The sequence below is a fragment of the Paeniglutamicibacter cryotolerans genome (assembly GCF_014190875.1).
Lineage (GTDB): Bacteria > Actinomycetota > Actinomycetes > Actinomycetales > Micrococcaceae > Paeniglutamicibacter > Paeniglutamicibacter cryotolerans.
Genome location: NZ_JACHVS010000002.1, coordinates 230,660 through 247,002, shown reverse-complemented (window position 1 = coordinate 247,002; position 16,343 = coordinate 230,660). Strand labels below are relative to the sequence as shown.

Here is a 16,343-nt window from a genome sequence, read left to right as displayed (position 1 = left end):
CATGGACAGCCTCTCCGAACTCACCATCCTGATCGCCGGCGCCACCTCGGCTGCGGGGGTGGCAACGGCCCGCGCGCTGCACGGGGCAGGCGCCACCGTGCTGGTCGCCGGTTCCAATGCGGCACGGCTCAACGAGCACCTCGGTTTCGCCCACGGGCGCTATGAGGTTGATCTGGCGGACCACGCGGCGGTGCACGCACTGGCCAAGGTCATCGAGCTGGAACGCGGTCCCCTGGACGGGCTCATCCACCTGGTCGGCGGGTGGCGCGGCGGCAAGGGCCTGGCCGGGCAGTCCGACGCGGACTGGGACTTCCTGCACCGCAACGTCATCACCACGCTGCGCAACACCACCCGGGTGTTCAACGACGCGCTGCTGGCCTCGCCGGCAGGGCGCGTGGCCATCGTCTCGGCCACCGCTGTCGGCTCCCCCAGCGCGGCCTCGGCGAACTACGTCACCGCCAAGGCCGCGGCCGAGGCTTGGATGTCCTGCGTCGCCGCCGGCTTCAACACCGCCCAGTCGGCCCACAAGGCGAATCCGGTGCCCCAGCGCGCCGCGGCAGTGACCTGGGTCATCAAGGCCTTCGTCGACGACGCGACGCGCGCGGCGAACCCGGAGAAGGCCTACGCCGGATTCACCGACGTGGCCGACCTGGGCGCCGCCGCCATCGACCTGTTCACCGCCGACGCGGCACAGCTCAATGGAACCCGGCGCTCGCTGGTGCCCTCCGGCTGACCCCGGCGCCCACCACGGGCATCCACCGGAGACGCGCGTCACCTATGCTGGAGGCGCAGCCGCCAACAGATCCAACTTTGAGGAATTCGTGAGCACACCCATCCACGATGCCGCAGTGCGCGGCTTCGCATCAGATAACTATTCCGGCGTCCATCCCGAGGTCCTTGCCGCCCTCGCGGCGGCCAACGGCGGCCACCAGGTCGCCTACGGCGAGGACGACTATACGGCCCAACTGGCCCAGGTGGTCAAGGAGCACTTCGGGCCCACCGCCGAGGTCTTCCCGGTCTTCAACGGCACCGGGGCGAACGTCACGGCCCTGCAGTCGATGCTGCCGCGCTGGGGCGCCGTCATCTGTGCCTCCACCGCCCACATCAACGTCGACGAGAACGGCGCGCCCGAACGCGTCGGCGGGATGAAACTGCTCTCGGTGGACACCCCCGACGGCAAGCTGACTCCCGAGCTGATCGACAAGGAGGCCTGGGGCTGGGGCGACGAACACCGCGCACAGCCGCTGGTGGTCTCGATTACCCAATGCACCGAGCTCGGCACGCTCTACTCGCTCGACGAGCTGCGCGCCATCACCTCCCACGCGCACGAGCGCGGCATGTTCGTGCACCTGGACGGGGCCCGGATCTCCAATGCGGCGGCCGCCTTGGGCGTCGGCTTCAAGGAGATGACCACCGACACCGGCATCGACGTGATGTCCCTGGGCGGGACGAAGAACGGGCTGATGTTCGGCGAGGGAATCGTGGTGCTGAACCCGGCCGCCTCCACCGGGCTGAAGTTCCTGCGCAAGATGAACATGCAGCTGGCCTCCAAGATGCGCTTCATCTCCGCGCAGATGGTGGCGCTCTTCGGCACCTCGCTCTGGCTCGAATCCGCGTCCCATGCCAACGCGATGGCGGCGCGCCTGCGGAGCGCGGTCGATGCGATCGACGGCGTCGAGGCGGTCTACCCGACGCAGGCCAACGCGGTCTTCGCCCAGCTGCCCAACGTGGTGGCCGACAGGCTCCGGGAACGCTTCCGCTTCTACGACTGGGACCGCACCGCCGGCCAGGTCCGCTGGATGTGCTCGTTCGACACCACCGAAGCCGACGTCGACGCGTTCGTCGCCGCACTGCGCGAGGAACTGGCGGCAGCCGAAGCCACCGTCTAGCGGCACTTGCGCCCATGCTCCCCGGCGTGCCGCGCCCGGGTGGGCCCACCCCCCGACCTAGACTCGGGAAGGTGAGCTCACCCGGATCCATTTCGCAGGTTCCGCCCGAATTCCTGGCGGCCCTTTCGGCGGTACGCCGCGCCCACTGCCGGACCGAGGTCCGGTTGGAGGAAATCCCGGCTCCGGCCCGGCTGGCCCCCTACGCGCTGGCCCTCTCCGCCGACGTGTTCGAACGCGTCCACCGTGCCGGCGGCCCGCTGCGCGACGAGGAGGAACTGGCCACCGGCCGCTTCGTCCTGCTGCACGACCCGGCCGGCTCGGACCTCTGGGACGGCACCTTCAGGATCGTCACCTACATCAGGGCCCGCATGGACGCGGAAATGGGCAACGACGCTTTGCTCGGCTCCGTCGCCTGGACCTGGTTGGTCGACGCGCTCGATGACCACCGGGCCCCTCGCCGCGAGGCCGGCGGCACCGCCACCCGGGTGCTCTCGGAAAGCTTCGGCACGCTGAACGCCCGCCAGGACACCATCGACATCGAGCTGCGCGCCTCCTGGACCCCGGAGGGCACGGACATCGGCGCCCACCTCGCCGCCTGGGTCGACATGGTTGCCACCTTCGCCGGAATCCCGCCGCTTCCAGCCGGCGTAACGGCGCTGCCGCACCGCCGCCGCAGCTAAAAGGACTAGAATTGGTCTCATCATGACCAGTATCCATACCGCATCGACCCAGCCATCCACCGAGTCCCCCGACGGGACGGCCGGAGAAGCGGTCGTCGAGCTCGTCCCGCTGGACATGCCCCGCGACGGGGTACCGGCGGTCATCAATACCGACGCCGACCTGGCCCGCGCGGCACGCGCCCTGGCAGCCGGCACCGGCCCCGCAGCGGTGGACGCCGAGCGCGCGTCGGGCTACCGCTACGGCCAGCGCGCCTTCCTGGTCCAGATCCGCCGCGAGGGCTCCGGCACCTGGCTGATCGACCCCGAACCCTTTGCCGACCTGTCCATCATCAACGACGCGCTCGATGGCGCCGAGTGGATCCTGCATGCGGCCAACCAGGACCTGACCTGCCTGGCCGAGGTCGGGCTGCACCCGGAGCGGCTCTTCGACACCGAGCTGGCAGCCCGGCTCGCCGGCCTGCCGCGCGTGGGCCTGGGCCCGGTCGTGGAGAACCTGCTGGGCATGCATCTGGCCAAGGAGCACTCCGCCGCCGACTGGTCCACCCGCCCGCTGCCCGAACCCTGGCTGCGCTATGCCGCGTTGGACGTCGAGGTGCTCGACGTGCTGCGCGAGAAGCTGACCGAGATCCTGGTGGCCGGCGACAAGCTGGCCTTCGCCCGGGAGGAGTTCGAGGCCGTGCGCACCGCTGGCCCGTCCGCCCCGCGCACCGACCCGTGGCGCCGCACCTCCGGCGTGCACCAGCTGCGCGACCGCCGCCAGCTCGCCGCCGTGAAGCTGCTCTGGGAGGAACGCGAATCGCTGGCGCAGAACCGCGACGTGGCGCCGGGCCGGCTGATCCCGGACTCCGCTCTGGTCGCCGCCGCGCGCGCCATGCCCACCACTGTCCCGCAGATGCTCAAGACCCCCGGCTTCCACGGCCGCGCAGCCGCCAAGGAAGGCCCGCGCTGGCTGCGCTGCATCTCGGCGGCCCGTTCGGCCGCCGACCTGCCCCCGCTCCAGGTCCCCACCAACGCCCCGCCGCCGCCGCGCGTCTGGGCAGACAAGGACCCGCTGGCCGCCGCGCGCCTGAATACGGCCAAGGAGCGGATCACCCGCACGGCCGAGGCTTGGGACCTGCCGCTGGAAAACCTGCTCACCCCGGACTACCTGCGCCGCATCTGCTGGACCCCGCCGGCGCAGATCGACTTGGATACCGTCTCGGCCGCGCTGCGCGATCTCGGCGCGCGCGAATGGCAGATCCAGCTGACCGCCCCGGTGATCACCGTGGCGTTGCTGGATCCGGAACCGCTGCCGGAAAAGCAGCAAAAGTAGGTCATTGCCGGGCGTTCCTGCTTGCACTAGAAGTTACTCACCAGTAGCGTATGGGGTGGATCACATTCCATACCAGCAAGAGGAGCACCCGGTGACCCCAGAGCCAACCAGCCCTTTACGCCGCACCCGCCAGGTCCGCGACGTGGTTTTCGTCGACGGGGTCCGCACCCCCTTCGGTCGCGCCGGCGAAAAGGGCATCTACCACGGCACCCGCGCCGATGACCTGGTGGTCAAGTGCATCCGCGAGCTCATGCGCCGCAACCCGGCGCTGCCTGCCGCGCGCATCGACGAGGTGGCCATCGCGGCCACCACCCAGAGTGGAGACCAGGGCCTGACCATCGGACGCACCGCCGCACTGCTGGCCGGGCTCCCGCAGTCCGTCCCCGGCTTCGCGATCGACCGCATGTGTGCCGGTGCGATGACGGCGGTGACCACCACGGCGGCTTCCATCGCCTTCGGCGCGTATGACGTCGTGGTCGCCGGCGGCGTCGAGCACATGGGCCACCACCCCATGGGCGAGGGCGCAGACCCGAACCCGCGCTTCCTCGCCGAACGCCTCGTCGACCCGGCGGCGCTGAACATGGGCAACACCGCGGAGAACCTGCATGACCGCTTCCCCTCCATCACCAAGGCGCGCACCGACGCCTACGCCGTAGCCTCCCAGCGCAAGCTCGCTGCCGCCGTTGCGGCCGGGGACATCGCGCCCGATCTGGTTCCGGTCGCCACCACCGCCCCGGGTGCGGGCTGGGAACTGCACACCGCCGACGAACCTCCGCGCCCCGGCACCACATTGGAGGACCTGGCCGCCCTGCGCACACCCTTCCGCGCCCACGGACGGGTCACCGCCGGGAACTCGGCGGGCCTGAACGACGGCGCCACCGCCGCGCTGCTCGCCTCCGCCGACACGGCGGCCGAGCTGGGCCTGAGCGTGAAAATGCGCCTGGTGGCCTTCGCCTTCGCCGGGGTCGACCCCTCGGTCATGGGCATCGGCCCGATCCCCGCCACGGACAAGGCACTGACCCGGGCCGGACTCGAGATCTGCGACATCGGCCTGTTTGAAATCAACGAGGCCTTCGCGGTGCAGGTGCTCTCGTTCCTGGAACACTACGGGCTTGACGACCAGGACCCGCGGGTGAACCGCTATGGCGGGGCCATCGCCGTGGGCCACCCGCTGGCCGCCTCCGGCGTGCGGTTGATGAACCAGCTGGCCCGCCAGTTCGAGCAGGACCCCTCGGTGCGCTACGGGCTGACCACGATGTGCGTGGGCCTGGGCATGGGCGGCACCGTCATCTGGGAAAACCCCCACCACCTGGACTTCGGAAAGGACGCCTGAACCATGGCACCGACGAACTTCGAGCGCTTCGAGCAGCTCGCCGCCCTGGTCCCTAACGAGGTCATCACGCACGCCATCGTGCACGATGTCACCCTGGCCTCCGGCAGGGTGCTGGCTTTGCTGACGCTGGACAACGGGCTGGACCACTCCAAGCCCACCACGCTGGGCCCGGGCTCCATGATCGGGATCGGCCGCACGCTGGCCGCCCAGGCGGCCCGTGCGGCAGCCGGGGAGATCCACGCGCTGGCTCTCACGGGCAAGCCGTACTACCTGGTCGCCGGGGCTGACCTGAACGGGGTCAAGGGCCTGCGCAAGGAGTCCGAGGGCCGCGCCATGGCCGAGCTCGGGCATGCCGCCTACGACCTGCTGGCCGATCTGGGTGTTCCCACGTTCGCGTTCATCAACGGCGTGGCGCTGGGCGGCGGGCTGGAAATCGCCCTGGCCGCCACCTACCGCACCGTGTCCAGCGGCGCCAACGGCATCGGGCTGCCCGAGGCGTTCATCGGCCTGGTCCCCGGCTGGGGCGGGGTATACCGGCTGCCGCGGCTGATTGGCCCCGAGGCCGCCATGACGGTCATGATCGAAAACCCGCTGAACAACAACCGCTCGCTCAACGGCGCCGCGGCCCACGCGATGGGCATCGCCGACGCCCTGTTCGAACCGGCTGACTTCCTCGAGCAGTCATTGGCCTGGGCCGATGCCGTGCTGGGCGGCAAGGTCACCGTGGAGCGCCCGCGGGCGGTGGATCCGGCCACAGACCCGGAAGCGGCTGACCGCTGGGATGCGGCGGCTGCCAAGGCGCGCGCCTTCGTGGAGGCCAAGACCTCAAACGCCGCACCCGCCCCGGCCAGGGTGATCGATGTCTTCGAGGCGGGCAAGACCGCCACGCAGAAGGAATCGGCCGCACTCGAATGCGCGGCACTGACCTCGCTGATGGGCTCCACCGCCTTCCACAACACGGTCTACGCGTTCCTCGAGCTGGTCCAGAAGCGTTCCAAGCGGCCGGCAGGGGCCCCGGAGCGGAAACTGGCCCGTGCGGTGACCAAGGTCGGCGTCGTCGGCGCCGGGCTCATGGCGGCCCAGCTGGCGCTGCTCTTCGCGACCCGGCTCAAGGTCCCCGTTATCATCACCGACATCGACCAGGACCGCGTGGACGCCGGCCTCGCCCACATCAACGCGGAGATCGACAAGCTGCTGGCCAAGAAGCGCCTGGGCCGCGACGCGGCAAACCGCACCCGAGCGCTGATCACCGGTTCGGTCACCAAGGAGGCGTTTGCCGATGCCGACTTCGTCATCGAGGCGGTCTTCGAGGAGCTCTCGGTCAAGAAGCAGGTGTTCGCCGAGGTGGAGGCCGTGGTATCCGCCGAATGCATCCTGGCCACCAACACCTCATCGCTCTCGGTCACGGCGATGGCAGCCGAGCTTCGGCACCCGGAGCGGGTCGTGGGCTTCCACTTCTTCAACCCGGTCGCGCAGATGCCGTTGCTGGAGATCGTCCGCGCACCGGAGACCGACGACGCGGTGCTGGCCACGGCCTTCGCCCTGGGCAAGGAGCTGCGCAAGACCTGCGTGCTGGTCAAGGACTCTCCGGCGTTCGTGGTCAACCGGGTGCTGCTGTGCCTGATGGGCGAGATAGCCAACGCCTTCGACGACGGCACCGACCCCCATGTGGCAGATGGAGCGCTGCGTCCCATGGGCCTGCCGATGAGCCCGTTCACGCTGCTGGCCATGGTCGGGATACCGGTGGCCCAGCACGTGACCGAATCCCTGCACGCCGCCTTCGGCGAGCGCTTCCGCGTCTCGGCGAACCAGCAGGCACTGATCGATCACGGGATCCGCGGCCTCTGGGCACCGGCGTCCGATGGCGCAGTGGAGGTCCCGGCCTCCACCCTGGCGGTGCTGGAATTCGGCAATGCGCCGCTCACCGGAGAGGAGCTGCTGACCCGGACCCAGGACGCGCTGGCGCGCGAGATCGGGATGATGCTCGAGGAGGGAGTCGTCGCCGGGCCCGAGGACATCGACCTGTGCATGATCATGGGCGCCGGCTGGCCCATGCATCTGGGCGGCATCACCCCCTACCTCGACCAGGTCGGCGCCTCCGAGCGGGTCAACGGCCGCAGGTTCCACCGGGCCTGATCCGCTCCGGTTCACCGCCTTCCCTGTGTGCCCCCGCTCCCCGGCTTTCCGGGGAGCGGGGGCACACCCCTTTCCGGTCGGGCTCCGACCTGTCGGAACGGTCTGCGCGGTGCAACACTGGGGGTATGAATGAGATGACAGTCGGCCCCCCGACACGGCGCGTTCTGCTGGGCACCACCCTTGCCGTCGGCTCCGTCGCCACCCTGGCCGCCTGCGGCGGGGGCTCGAAGACCGATCCACTGCCCTCGGCCACCGGAACGCCCAACGACGCCGGGCCCGTCTCTGCGCTGCCCGTGGGCGGAAGTGCATCGCTGTCCGTGGGCGGGCACGACTACCTTTTCTACCGTCCGGATGAGGCAACGGTGCTCGCCTACACGTCGATCTGCACCCATCAGGGTTGCACCGTGGGCGTGACCAAGGCGCTCTTCAAGTGCCCCTGCCACGGTTCGGAATACTCCCACAGCGACGGATCGGTGATCCAGGGCCCCGCGCCCAAGCCGCTGACCCGCTATGCGGCGGAGATCAAGGACGGCAAGATCGTCCTGTACCTGTAGCCGGTGCCCTCCGGCGGGCACCGGGGCGGTTCGCAGATGCCCGCCGGTCCATGAAACGATGGACCCATGAGCATCTCCCTTTCCCCCTGCCGTCGCGCCGTCCTGGGATCGGCAGTCGCTGCCGGTGCCACCTTGGCCCTTGCCGCCTGCGGCGACGGGTCATCGGCCGCCCCGAACAACAACCCCGGGCCGGTTCCCGAACCCTCCGGCGCAGGAGTAAAGGTCGCCGCTGTGGCGGACCTCGCCATCGGCGGCACCCTGTCCGTCACGGCCGAGGCAAAGAACTACCTGCTCTACCGCGAGGACGAGAAGACCGTGCTGGCCTATACGGCGGTCTGCACGCACGCAGGCTGCCAGGTGCAGGGCGAGGAAAAGGACTTCGCCTGCCCGTGCCACGGCTCGCGCTTCGACTTCACCGACGGCCATGCCACCGGCGGACCGGCCCGCGACGCGCTGGCGCGCTTTGCCGCTGCCATCGTCGGCAAGGACGTCGTGCTCTACGTGTAGCGGACGCGTCCCGGCCGGCGGTAACGAGAAGATACTGCGCGGCGGCATGCCCTCGCCCCCTGCTCGAGACCATCGGGCGCCGGCTTTGATTCGGTGTTCCCGGGCACACCCGAGTTCCGCTGCGAACCGGGGCCCCGCCATACTGAAGCAACACCACCCCGCAGATGGACGGGTTCAACCAGGTCAAGCAGAACGGCCTCTGGGGACTGCAGGAGAAGGCCCTCTTCGAAGACGCCGAAGTCCAGGACCCCAGATCAGCGTCCTCGGCGGGCCGGTCTCCACCGCGAAGGACGCGAAGGAACAGCTCTACCGCAACACGGCCAGACCGACCGGGTCCTGACCGCGCCTGGTCAGTCAGGACCACGGAGCACTCAGGGCACGGGCCTTCCTGCTGGCCAGGACCAGGACCAGCTCACGTTGCCCGAATTCGAGGAACTCCGCCACCTCCGCTTCCCCTTTAAGGGCATCGCGGACATCGCCTGGTGAGGGCCCCTAGCCGTCGAACCCCTGGGTCAGGAACTCGATCGACCCCTCGTCCAGACCCTCCAACGAAATCCAACCGGCATCCGCCGGCCCGCCGGGGACCCGGTATGACATGGCGGCACCCCAGTCACTGGCAACCACTCGGTCCGCATGCACCCAATGCCTGACCAGCACCTTGCCCCCGCTGTGGACATCGACCCGCAGGCATTCGACCTCGGCCCGGTGGGGAACCTCGAGCATTTCGGTTTCAGGGGCCAACTCCAGCCTGACCAGATCCGCCTCGCCGACACCCGGCCCGCGGCCTGACCGGCCCACGCCCTCATCGCCTAGGCGCGTGAATTCGAGCGACGAGGCCCCGGACTCCAGCAGCCGGCGCAGCATGAGGAACTCGCCGTAGCCGGGCATCGAACCCTCCGGCGTTCCTGGTTTGCGCAGCATCAGCCGGGGTTCGTCCATCTCCGAGCTGCGGAACCAGCTCAGTTCCCACGCCGAATGGTCCCCGGTCAGCCTGATCCGGGATTCTGCCCGGTACAAGGAAGGGCTCTCGCCCAGGGTGACCCGGGTGAGCAGCACGTTGTCGGAAAAGCGCCGATAGAGCACGCCGGTGCGTTGGTTCTCCTCGATGAACAGCTCCCAGCGCTCGAATTCTTCCATCCGCCCCACCATGTTCCCGATCCAGTCAATCCGAGCCAAGGCTACTCCCGAGATCAGAACAGGGCGACCTTTTGCACCCGCGGGAAGATGGCATCCAGCTCCACCAAGTCCGCTGCCGTGGGCTTCCACCCGGCCGATGCTGCGTTCTCGATGACCTGCTCCGGGCGCGTGGCCCCGGCAATCACGCTGGATACGCTGCGCTGTGCGGCCAGCCAGGAGAAGGCGACTTGCAGCTCGGTCAGGTCCCGGGCCCTGGCGAAGGCTCCGAAGGCCGCCAGCTGGGTGAAGTCGGCCTCGGCGAACAGGTTCTGCCGGGAGTGGGTGAGCCGGCTTCCCTGCGGTGCGGTGCCGCCGCTGTATTTGCCGGTCAGCAGCCCGTTGGCCAGCGGGAAGTAGGGCAGCAGCCCCAACCCGTAGGCCTCCGCCGCCGGGGTGACCTCCAACTCTGCGCGGCGGTCCAGCAGGTTGTAGTGGTTCTGGCTGGATACGAACCGGGCGGAGCCGGTGGCGCGGGCGGTGAATTCTGCTTCGGCGATTTGCCAGCCTGCCCGGTTGGAATGCCCGATGTAGCGGACCTTGCCCGCTGACACCAGGTCATCGAGGGCCGCCAGCGTCTCCTCGATCGGTGTTGCCGGATCAGGGGTGTGGAACTGGTACAGGTCGATGTAGTCGGTGTTCAGGCGGCGTAGCGACGCCTCCACGGCGGTGACGATGTAGCGCCGGGAACCACGGGCACCGAAGTCGTTGCCGTTGGCCCCGTTCATGTCCATGCCGAACTTGGTGGCCAGCACCACGTCGTCGCGGCGGTTGCCCAGCGCCGCACCCAGCCGCTCCTCGGAGAGGCCCGGAGTGCTCCCATAGACGTCTGCGACATCGAACAACGTCACCCCCGCATCCATCGCCGCATGCACGATGGCGTCGGTACCCTCCTGCGACTCGGTGACGGTGCCCGGACGGCCGAGGTTGTTGCAGCCGAGACCCACCAGCGAAACGGTGAGTCCGGAGTTGCCCAGGCGGCGGTATTCCATGGTGCCCATGAGTATGGTGGTACCTTTCATTCACTGTGGTTTACCGCGGCACCTTCCGGTACCGGAGCCGCCGCGGGCAGGGAATCCCCCCTCGCATTCAAACATGCCAGTGCCCTGGGCCACACTATGTCGGGAGAGTTGCGTTCCGGGTTCTCCCAAAACCACGCGAACCCCTTAAGATTCGTAGTATGTCTAAAGTCCTCACCTCACTGCCCGTCGGCGAACGCGTCGGCATTGCCTTCTCCGGTGGCCTCGATACCTCGGTCGCCGTAGCTTGGATGCGCGAAAAGGGCGCCATCCCCTACACCTACACCGGCGACCTCGGCCAGTATGACGAGCCGAACATCGACGCCGTGCCCAGCCGCGCACTGGAATACGGTGCCGAAGCGGCCCGCCTGGTTGACTGCAAGCCCGCCTTGGTCGAAGAGGGGCTGGTGGCCCTGGCCTGCGGCGCCTTCCACATCCGCTCCGGTGGCAAGGCGTACTTCAACACCACCCCCCTGGGCCGTGCCGTAACCGGCACCCTGTTGGTGCGTGCCATGCGCGAAGACGGCGTTGACGTGTGGGGCGACGGCTCCACCTACAAGGGCAACGACATCGAGCGCTTCTACCGCTACGGGCTGCTCTCCAATCCGAAGCTGCGCATCTACAAGCCGTGGCTGGACCCGGCATTCGTGCAGGAGCTCGGCGGACGCCAGGAGATGAGCGAATGGCTCGTCGCCCGCGACTTCCCGTACCGTGACTCGGCCGAAAAGGCCTACTCCACCGATGCCAACATCTGGGGCGCCACCCACGAGGCCAAGACCCTCGAACTGCTGAGCACCTCGCTGGAATCGGTTGAACCGATCATGGGCGTGCGCTACTGGGACGAATCAGTTGAAGTGAAGGCCGAAGACGTGTCCATCACCTTCGAGGCCGGCCGCCCGGTCGCCATCAACGGCCAGGAATTCGCCGACGCCGTTGCCCTGGTTGACATGGCCAACAAGATCGGTGGCCGCCACGGCCTGGGCATGAGCGACCAGATCGAGAACCGCATCATCGAGGCCAAGAGCCGCGGTATCTACGAGGCCCCGGCCATGGCGCTGCTGCACATCGCCTACGAACGCCTGCTCAACGCCATCCACAACGAAGACACCGTGGCCAACTACCACGCGGAGGGCCGCCGCCTGGGCCGCCTGATGTACGAAGGCCGCTGGCTGGACCCGCAGGCCCTGATGCTGCGCGAATCGCTGCAGCGCTGGGTTGGCTCGGCCGTCACCGGCACCGTCACCGTTCGCCTGCGCCGCGGCGACGATTACACGGTCTTGGACACCGTGGGCCCGAACCTGAGCTACCACCCGGACAAGCTGTCGATGGAGCGCGTCGGCGACTCCGCCTTCGGTCCACTGGACCGCATCGGCCAGCTGACCATGCGCAACCTGGACATCGCCGATTCCCGCTCGCGCCTGGAGCAGTACGCCGCCCAGGGCCTGCTCGGCGACAAGACGGTCAAGCTGGTCGGCTCGCTCGAGGCCGGCGGCGCCAGCGCCATCGTTGATGCCGAGGCCGTCGACGCCAACGAACTCGCCACCGATCGCGCACTGGAGCGCGCGGCGTTCGATTCCGGCACCGACTAAGGTCCCAGGAACCACAGGCCGTGGCCGGCATCCCTACCCCGCTGGGGCAGGGATACCGGCCACGGCCTTTTGCATCACCCTCCCCCGAATGAGCCATCCCCGAGGGGGTCTACCCGGTCCACTCATCGTCCACCAATGTTCCATTCGAACATGCAGACCCGAACCATCTCGTCACCTCATCCCACACAGTGATGTGGATAACCCAAAAATCCAACTTGACCTGACTTTTCACAGAATTTCATGTGGAGATCATACGTTCCAAAAACATTCCAATTGTCGGCACCCAGTCGTACACTAGTCGGCCTTACGATTCCAGTGAGATGGACCCGTCGATTTCGGTTGCGGATGGACCGTCGGCGATGCGCCGCCGGGCTGCCGCTTTCACCTCGGCCCGGGCCTGCAATCTCAGCTGGGCCGCCGCGGACCACAGACTGTTTTCGGCTTTCCTTCCGTCCGGGGTGACCCGCCGATCGCAGATGTCGCGATACCTGCGCTGCGGGTGTCCCTGGTTGGCTAGCAAGTGCGCACGGATCGCCATGGCGTAATCACCGGCGTTGTCGGCCCGCAGCTCCCGCAACCTCATCAACTCCAGCAACAGGTTCAACCGGGCACGATTGCGGAAGGACAAGGCCCGGTCTCCGATGCATTTCTTCACCCGGACGAAAACGCTTTCCAACGCACCGTTGGTATAGATCGGCGCGATCGCCTCCCGGCGTCCGGCTTGTCGGCGGATCTGCTGGCCGTGGCCACCGACCCAGGTCTGGATGGCCAGCAGGCCCGACTCCTGAACCGCGGTTTCGAACGCATCCCACCGATGGATATCGTTCAGTGCACCGTGGAACAGCTCCCGTAAAACACCGGACCCGACGGTCCGTTCCAACGTTGCCCTCCCGCTGGCATACAGGTGGTGTTCGCACGCGTGGTAGCGCTCCAGCCAGAACAAGGCGCCCCAGCGCTTGATGATCGCGGCCCGAATACCGGGATCCTCGTCGGCAACGATGGACAGCGGGGTCCCCGGAAAGCGATCGAGGAACTCACCCCAGGCGGCGGTCGTGCGCGCGGGGTGGGCCTCCAACCGCCACAGCTGCCCGTTTTTGCCGTTCCGGTCATAGCCGTAGGCCGCCAGGACCGTATAGAGGGCGGTCCGGTCCGTGAATTCCCCGGCGGCATGCCACCAGAACGTCTTCGAGTCCAGAACGAGGATTGTCGGCCACCGCACGGGGGCCTGGGCCGCGGCCACCACGGGGACAAAATCAGCCACCCAATCAGCCACGGTTTGGCCGTTATGCAGAAGCTTTTGCCCCTGGGCGGGAGTATTGCCGGAGGCCTGCATCCGTACGCGCCGTGCGGCATCGATATAGGTGCTTCCGCGGCCGATATCAACAAGGGCCGCAGCGATTTCACGGATCAGGTATTCAAACTGTGCGGGAGCTGCGGGTCCTTCATGGGGTGCCAGATGGCTCTCACATTCGACGCACGTTTCGTGGTCTGCACGCGTCCGGCTGACCACGCCGAGGAAGCGGTGGTAGGAACCTCCCGGGAGGTTACACCGCCAGCGTTGCCGGGGCCGGCCTCCGTCTTTTTGCAGACCGTCACGCACGACCCGGCCATCGAGATGCCCACGGGGACAAGCCGGGATTTCTCCAGCCATGGCTTGATTTTACGCCGAAACCATCTCACTGGAATCGTAAGGCCGACACTAGTTCCATGTTCAAGGCACGGAAAACCACCGCCGCGAACCCGACGGACCCACCGGCCCCCGGGACTCCCCTCCCCGCCACCGCCCTGCTCACCGAGATCATGACACTCACCAGCACCGCCCGTACCCTGATCCCGGGCCTGGGTCACACCCCGGCCGCCGAAGCCGAAATCGTGGAACTGATCGCCGGCATCGAAGAAACCAAGGCCGCCCTCGCCGCCCTGGAAACCCACGCCACCCTCGCCCTGGACGTCGCCGCCCGCACCACCCAGGCCCTCCACGGCAGCACCCCCGACGCCCTGGGCCGCGGCGTCGGAACCCAAATCGCCCTCGCCCGCCACGAAGCCCCCATCGAGGGCCTGCGCCACCTACGCTGCTCGCGCATCCTCATCGAAGACCTACCCCTGACCCTGGCCCACCTCACCCGCGGAGGCTTCACCGAAGACCAGGCCCTGACCCTCGCCCACGAGGTCCGCCACCTCGACCACGACACCCGCGCCGAGATCGACGCCCGGCTCCACGCCCACCCCGAGGACTTCACCGGACAGGGAGCCAAGGCCCTGTCCAACTGCGTGCGCACCCTTGCCCAGGAACTGGACCCCCGCGACCTGCTCGCCAAGGCCGAAACGGCCCGCCAAAAACGCTACGTCACCCTCTACCCCGCACCCCACGCCATGATGCACCTCACCGGCATGCTCCCCGTTGAACAGGGCCTGCTTATCGAGGCCGTCCTGAACGACCTTACCGACTCCGCCCTGGCCACCGGCCAAGGCGCCGGGCGCACCCGGGAACAGATCCGCACCGACCACTTCTACGAACTACTCACCGGCACCGGCACCCAGGCGCCGGCCCTGGAGATCGCACTGGTGATGACCGATCGCTCCCTCTTCGAAGGAGACACCGAACCGGCCTACCTCCAAGGCTACGGGTCTGTCCCCTCCCCCTGGGCCCGGGACCTGATCCGCGGCGATGACCACGACGCCAAAGCCACCCGCTGGATCCGCCGCCTCTACACCGCACCGGGCACCGGAGACCTCCTGAACATGGACTCCACCCGCCGCACCTACCCCCGCGGACTCGCCCAGTTCATCAGAGTCCGCGACCAGATCTGCGCCACCCCCGGATGCAACCACCCCATCGGCCACTACGACCACATCCACCAAGCAGCCCTCGGCGGCAAGACCACCGCCGCCAACGGCGCCGGCCGCTGCGCCTGGTGCAACCAGACCAAGGAAACCACCGGTTTCACTGAACGCGTGATCCCCGGCATCCGCCACGGCTTCGAAATCACTACTCCCGCCGGGAAGACCTACCGCTCCATCGCCCCGCCCCTGCCCGGAACACACACCCGGAACTGAAAACCCACCCCGCTCCACGGAAAAACCCCCGGTTCCTTCCGGAACCGGGGGCCCAACCATGCCCATGCCGATACTCCTGCTGCATGTCGTCACACCGCCTACCACCAGTCGATCGGGGCATCGAGTCGACTGTCAGCTCCATCGGAGCCAGAATCGCACCACTAGGCGGAGAAACCCACCCACGAGCTAATCAATGCGAAAAGCATGAAAAGTACAGCAATGGCACCCAGCACCAGGGGAAGCAGTTACCACTTGTTGCCTCGAACCCTCAAGGCTGAAATCACGGTTACCAGCATGGGCGGAACGAGCAGGAAGCTGTTGTCGTTGATATACATCAGCGAAATGGAGATGCCGAGCACTGCTAGGGCAATGAACGGCCAGGCCTTCGAATCTGCCGCAGTAGTTGATCGGACCGGAATCTGGGTGGTCATGGAATGTCTCCTTGCTTGTGGGGGCAATACCATATCGGCCGCCAGCTGGGGTTCTTCCCCTGCCGGCGGCCGGTCTACTACGCGAACGATTTAGAGGAGGCTGAAGGTGCCCTTGGCCGGCATCGGGTGCTTCTGCTTGAAGGCTTCCGGGTCACCATACGGCGCTGCGGCGATGGTCAGCTTCGTGAAGTCGAACTTGCCTTCACGCAGGCAGGTCTTGATCGCCGATACGCACTTGTTCACCTCGGGGCTGAGGATGCGGATGTTCAGCTTGCGCGGGGCAAAGTCACTGGACTCGACAGTACCCAGGCCCCGCCAGGCCAGATGACCGGTCAGTGCCTCGATGGCGGTGTCGCGCAGGCGACGGTCGCGCTCGGTTCCGTCATCCGACTTCAGCGCATATTGGATGACCACCCAATGCTGCTCTTCAGGGGTCAGTGCGGCAAAGCCGTCCTCGGTGCACTGTTCGCCAAACGCCGCCAGCAGCGTTGCCGCGGTCTCGTCATCGACGTCCTTGGCTTCCTCGGTCTTGGACATGTGCCCGACGACTCCGTGGTTGACCACGAACTGTCCCAGTTCCTCATCTTCGAAGGTCTCGTACCAGGCCTCGCGGAAATGCAGCACTGATTCTTCGTCACGCATGTAGGTGCGGATAATCGCCAT

15 protein-coding genes are annotated in these 16,343 nt (G+C 67.6%); 10 read left to right on the top strand and 5 right to left on the bottom strand.

Features of this window, described 5'->3' with window-relative positions:
- The first annotated feature begins 1 nt into the window (after nucleotide 1).
- The 8 genes from E9229_RS14245 (at nucleotide 2) to E9229_RS14210 (ending at nucleotide 8,411) form a co-directional block, all read left to right on the top strand.
- Nucleotides 2-733: an SDR family oxidoreductase gene (locus E9229_RS14245; protein ID WP_183512284.1), complete on the top strand. Its 732-nt coding sequence runs from the start codon at nucleotides 2-4 to the stop codon at nucleotides 731-733.
- Nucleotides 734-821: 88 nt separating this feature from the next.
- Entirely contained in the window at nucleotides 822-1,889 is a 1,068-nt protein-coding gene (locus tag E9229_RS14240) for a threonine aldolase family protein (protein WP_312855717.1), read from the top strand.
- Nucleotides 1,890-1,960: 71 nt separating this feature from the next.
- Nucleotides 1,961-2,569 (top strand): DUF3000 domain-containing protein, encoded by a 609-nt coding sequence (locus E9229_RS14235; RefSeq protein WP_312855716.1) that lies wholly within the window; start codon nucleotides 1,961-1,963, stop codon nucleotides 2,567-2,569.
- Between the two features lie 22 nt (nucleotides 2,570-2,591).
- Nucleotides 2,592-3,881 carry an HRDC domain-containing protein gene (locus E9229_RS14230; protein WP_183512280.1) on the top strand — a complete coding sequence of 430 codons (1,290 nt, stop codon included), beginning with the start codon at nucleotides 2,592-2,594 and terminating at the stop codon, nucleotides 3,879-3,881.
- 91 nt (nucleotides 3,882-3,972) lie between these two features.
- Nucleotides 3,973-5,214, top strand: coding sequence for a thiolase family protein (locus tag E9229_RS14225; RefSeq protein WP_183512279.1), 1,242 nt, complete (start codon nucleotides 3,973-3,975; stop codon nucleotides 5,212-5,214).
- A gap of 3 nt (nucleotides 5,215-5,217) precedes the next feature.
- Nucleotides 5,218-7,350 carry a 3-hydroxyacyl-CoA dehydrogenase NAD-binding domain-containing protein gene (locus tag E9229_RS14220; protein WP_183512278.1) on the top strand — a complete coding sequence of 711 codons (2,133 nt, stop codon included), beginning with the start codon at nucleotides 5,218-5,220 and terminating at the stop codon, nucleotides 7,348-7,350.
- A 134-nt stretch (nucleotides 7,351-7,484) separates the two neighbouring features.
- Nucleotides 7,485-7,904: a QcrA and Rieske domain-containing protein gene (locus tag E9229_RS14215; RefSeq protein WP_183512276.1), complete on the top strand. Its 420-nt coding sequence runs from the start codon at nucleotides 7,485-7,487 to the stop codon at nucleotides 7,902-7,904.
- Between the two features lie 66 nt (nucleotides 7,905-7,970).
- Complete coding sequence (locus E9229_RS14210) at nucleotides 7,971-8,411, top strand: QcrA and Rieske domain-containing protein (RefSeq protein ID WP_183512275.1); 441 nt, start codon at nucleotides 7,971-7,973, stop codon at nucleotides 8,409-8,411.
- A 492-nt stretch (nucleotides 8,412-8,903) separates the two neighbouring features.
- On the opposite strand, the gene E9229_RS14205 is transcribed toward E9229_RS14210, so the two are convergent.
- Both E9229_RS14205 and E9229_RS14200 read right to left on the bottom strand, forming a co-directional pair.
- Nucleotides 8,904-9,548, bottom strand: a complete 645-nt coding sequence (locus E9229_RS14205; protein WP_183512274.1) for a hypothetical protein — start codon at nucleotides 9,546-9,548, stop codon at nucleotides 8,904-8,906.
- A 53-nt stretch (nucleotides 9,549-9,601) separates the two neighbouring features.
- Nucleotides 9,602-10,576 carry an aldo/keto reductase gene (locus tag E9229_RS14200; RefSeq protein WP_183513068.1) on the bottom strand — a complete coding sequence of 325 codons (975 nt, stop codon included), beginning with the start codon at nucleotides 10,574-10,576 and terminating at the stop codon, nucleotides 9,602-9,604.
- 188 nt (nucleotides 10,577-10,764) lie between these two features.
- Here E9229_RS14200 and argG point away from each other — a divergent pair, with 188 nt between their 5' ends.
- Nucleotides 10,765-12,192, top strand: coding sequence for an argininosuccinate synthase (argG, locus tag E9229_RS14195; protein ID WP_183512273.1), 1,428 nt, complete (start codon nucleotides 10,765-10,767; stop codon nucleotides 12,190-12,192).
- A gap of 304 nt (nucleotides 12,193-12,496) precedes the next feature.
- On the opposite strand, the gene E9229_RS14190 is transcribed toward argG, so the two are convergent.
- Entirely contained in the window at nucleotides 12,497-13,453 is a 957-nt protein-coding gene (locus tag E9229_RS14190) for a hypothetical protein (RefSeq protein ID WP_183512271.1), read from the bottom strand.
- Between the two features lie 446 nt (nucleotides 13,454-13,899).
- On the opposite strand from E9229_RS14190, the gene E9229_RS14185 reads away from it, so the two are divergent.
- Nucleotides 13,900-15,249 (top strand): HNH endonuclease, encoded by a 1,350-nt coding sequence (locus E9229_RS14185; RefSeq protein ID WP_183512270.1) that lies wholly within the window; start codon nucleotides 13,900-13,902, stop codon nucleotides 15,247-15,249.
- Between the two features lie 245 nt (nucleotides 15,250-15,494).
- Here E9229_RS14185 and E9229_RS14180 read toward each other — a convergent pair whose 3' ends face one another.
- Nucleotides 15,495-15,680 carry a hypothetical protein gene (locus tag E9229_RS14180; protein ID WP_183512269.1) on the bottom strand — a complete coding sequence of 62 codons (186 nt, stop codon included), beginning with the start codon at nucleotides 15,678-15,680 and terminating at the stop codon, nucleotides 15,495-15,497.
- A gap of 90 nt (nucleotides 15,681-15,770) precedes the next feature.
- The gene (locus E9229_RS14175) at nucleotides 15,771-16,343 is read right to left on the bottom strand and encodes a hypothetical protein (RefSeq protein WP_183512267.1); all 573 of its coding nucleotides are present in this window, start codon (nucleotides 16,341-16,343) and stop codon (nucleotides 15,771-15,773) included.

Coding starts and splice junctions, on each gene's coding strand:
- E9229_RS14245 (WP_183512284.1), top strand. CDS start 2: ATGGACAGCCTCTCCGAACTCACCATCCTGATCGCCGGCGCCACCTCG.
- E9229_RS14230 (WP_183512280.1), top strand. CDS start 2,592: ATGACCAGTATCCATACCGCATCGACCCAGCCATCCACCGAGTCCCCC.
- E9229_RS14220 (WP_183512278.1), top strand. CDS start 5,218: ATGGCACCGACGAACTTCGAGCGCTTCGAGCAGCTCGCCGCCCTGGTC.
- E9229_RS14215 (WP_183512276.1), top strand. CDS start 7,485: ATGACAGTCGGCCCCCCGACACGGCGCGTTCTGCTGGGCACCACCCTT.
- E9229_RS14210 (WP_183512275.1), top strand. CDS start 7,971: ATGAGCATCTCCCTTTCCCCCTGCCGTCGCGCCGTCCTGGGATCGGCA.
- E9229_RS14205 (WP_183512274.1), bottom strand. CDS start 9,548: ATGGAAGAATTCGAGCGCTGGGAGCTGTTCATCGAGGAGAACCAACGC.
- E9229_RS14200 (WP_183513068.1), bottom strand. CDS start 10,576: ATGGAATACCGCCGCCTGGGCAACTCCGGACTCACCGTTTCGCTGGTG.
- argG (WP_183512273.1), top strand. CDS start 10,765: ATGTCTAAAGTCCTCACCTCACTGCCCGTCGGCGAACGCGTCGGCATT.
- E9229_RS14185 (WP_183512270.1), top strand. CDS start 13,900: ATGTTCAAGGCACGGAAAACCACCGCCGCGAACCCGACGGACCCACCG.
- E9229_RS14180 (WP_183512269.1), bottom strand. CDS start 15,680: ATGACCACCCAGATTCCGGTCCGATCAACTACTGCGGCAGATTCGAAG.
- E9229_RS14175 (WP_183512267.1), bottom strand. CDS start 16,343: ATGGCGATTATCCGCACCTACATGCGTGACGAAGAATCAGTGCTGCAT.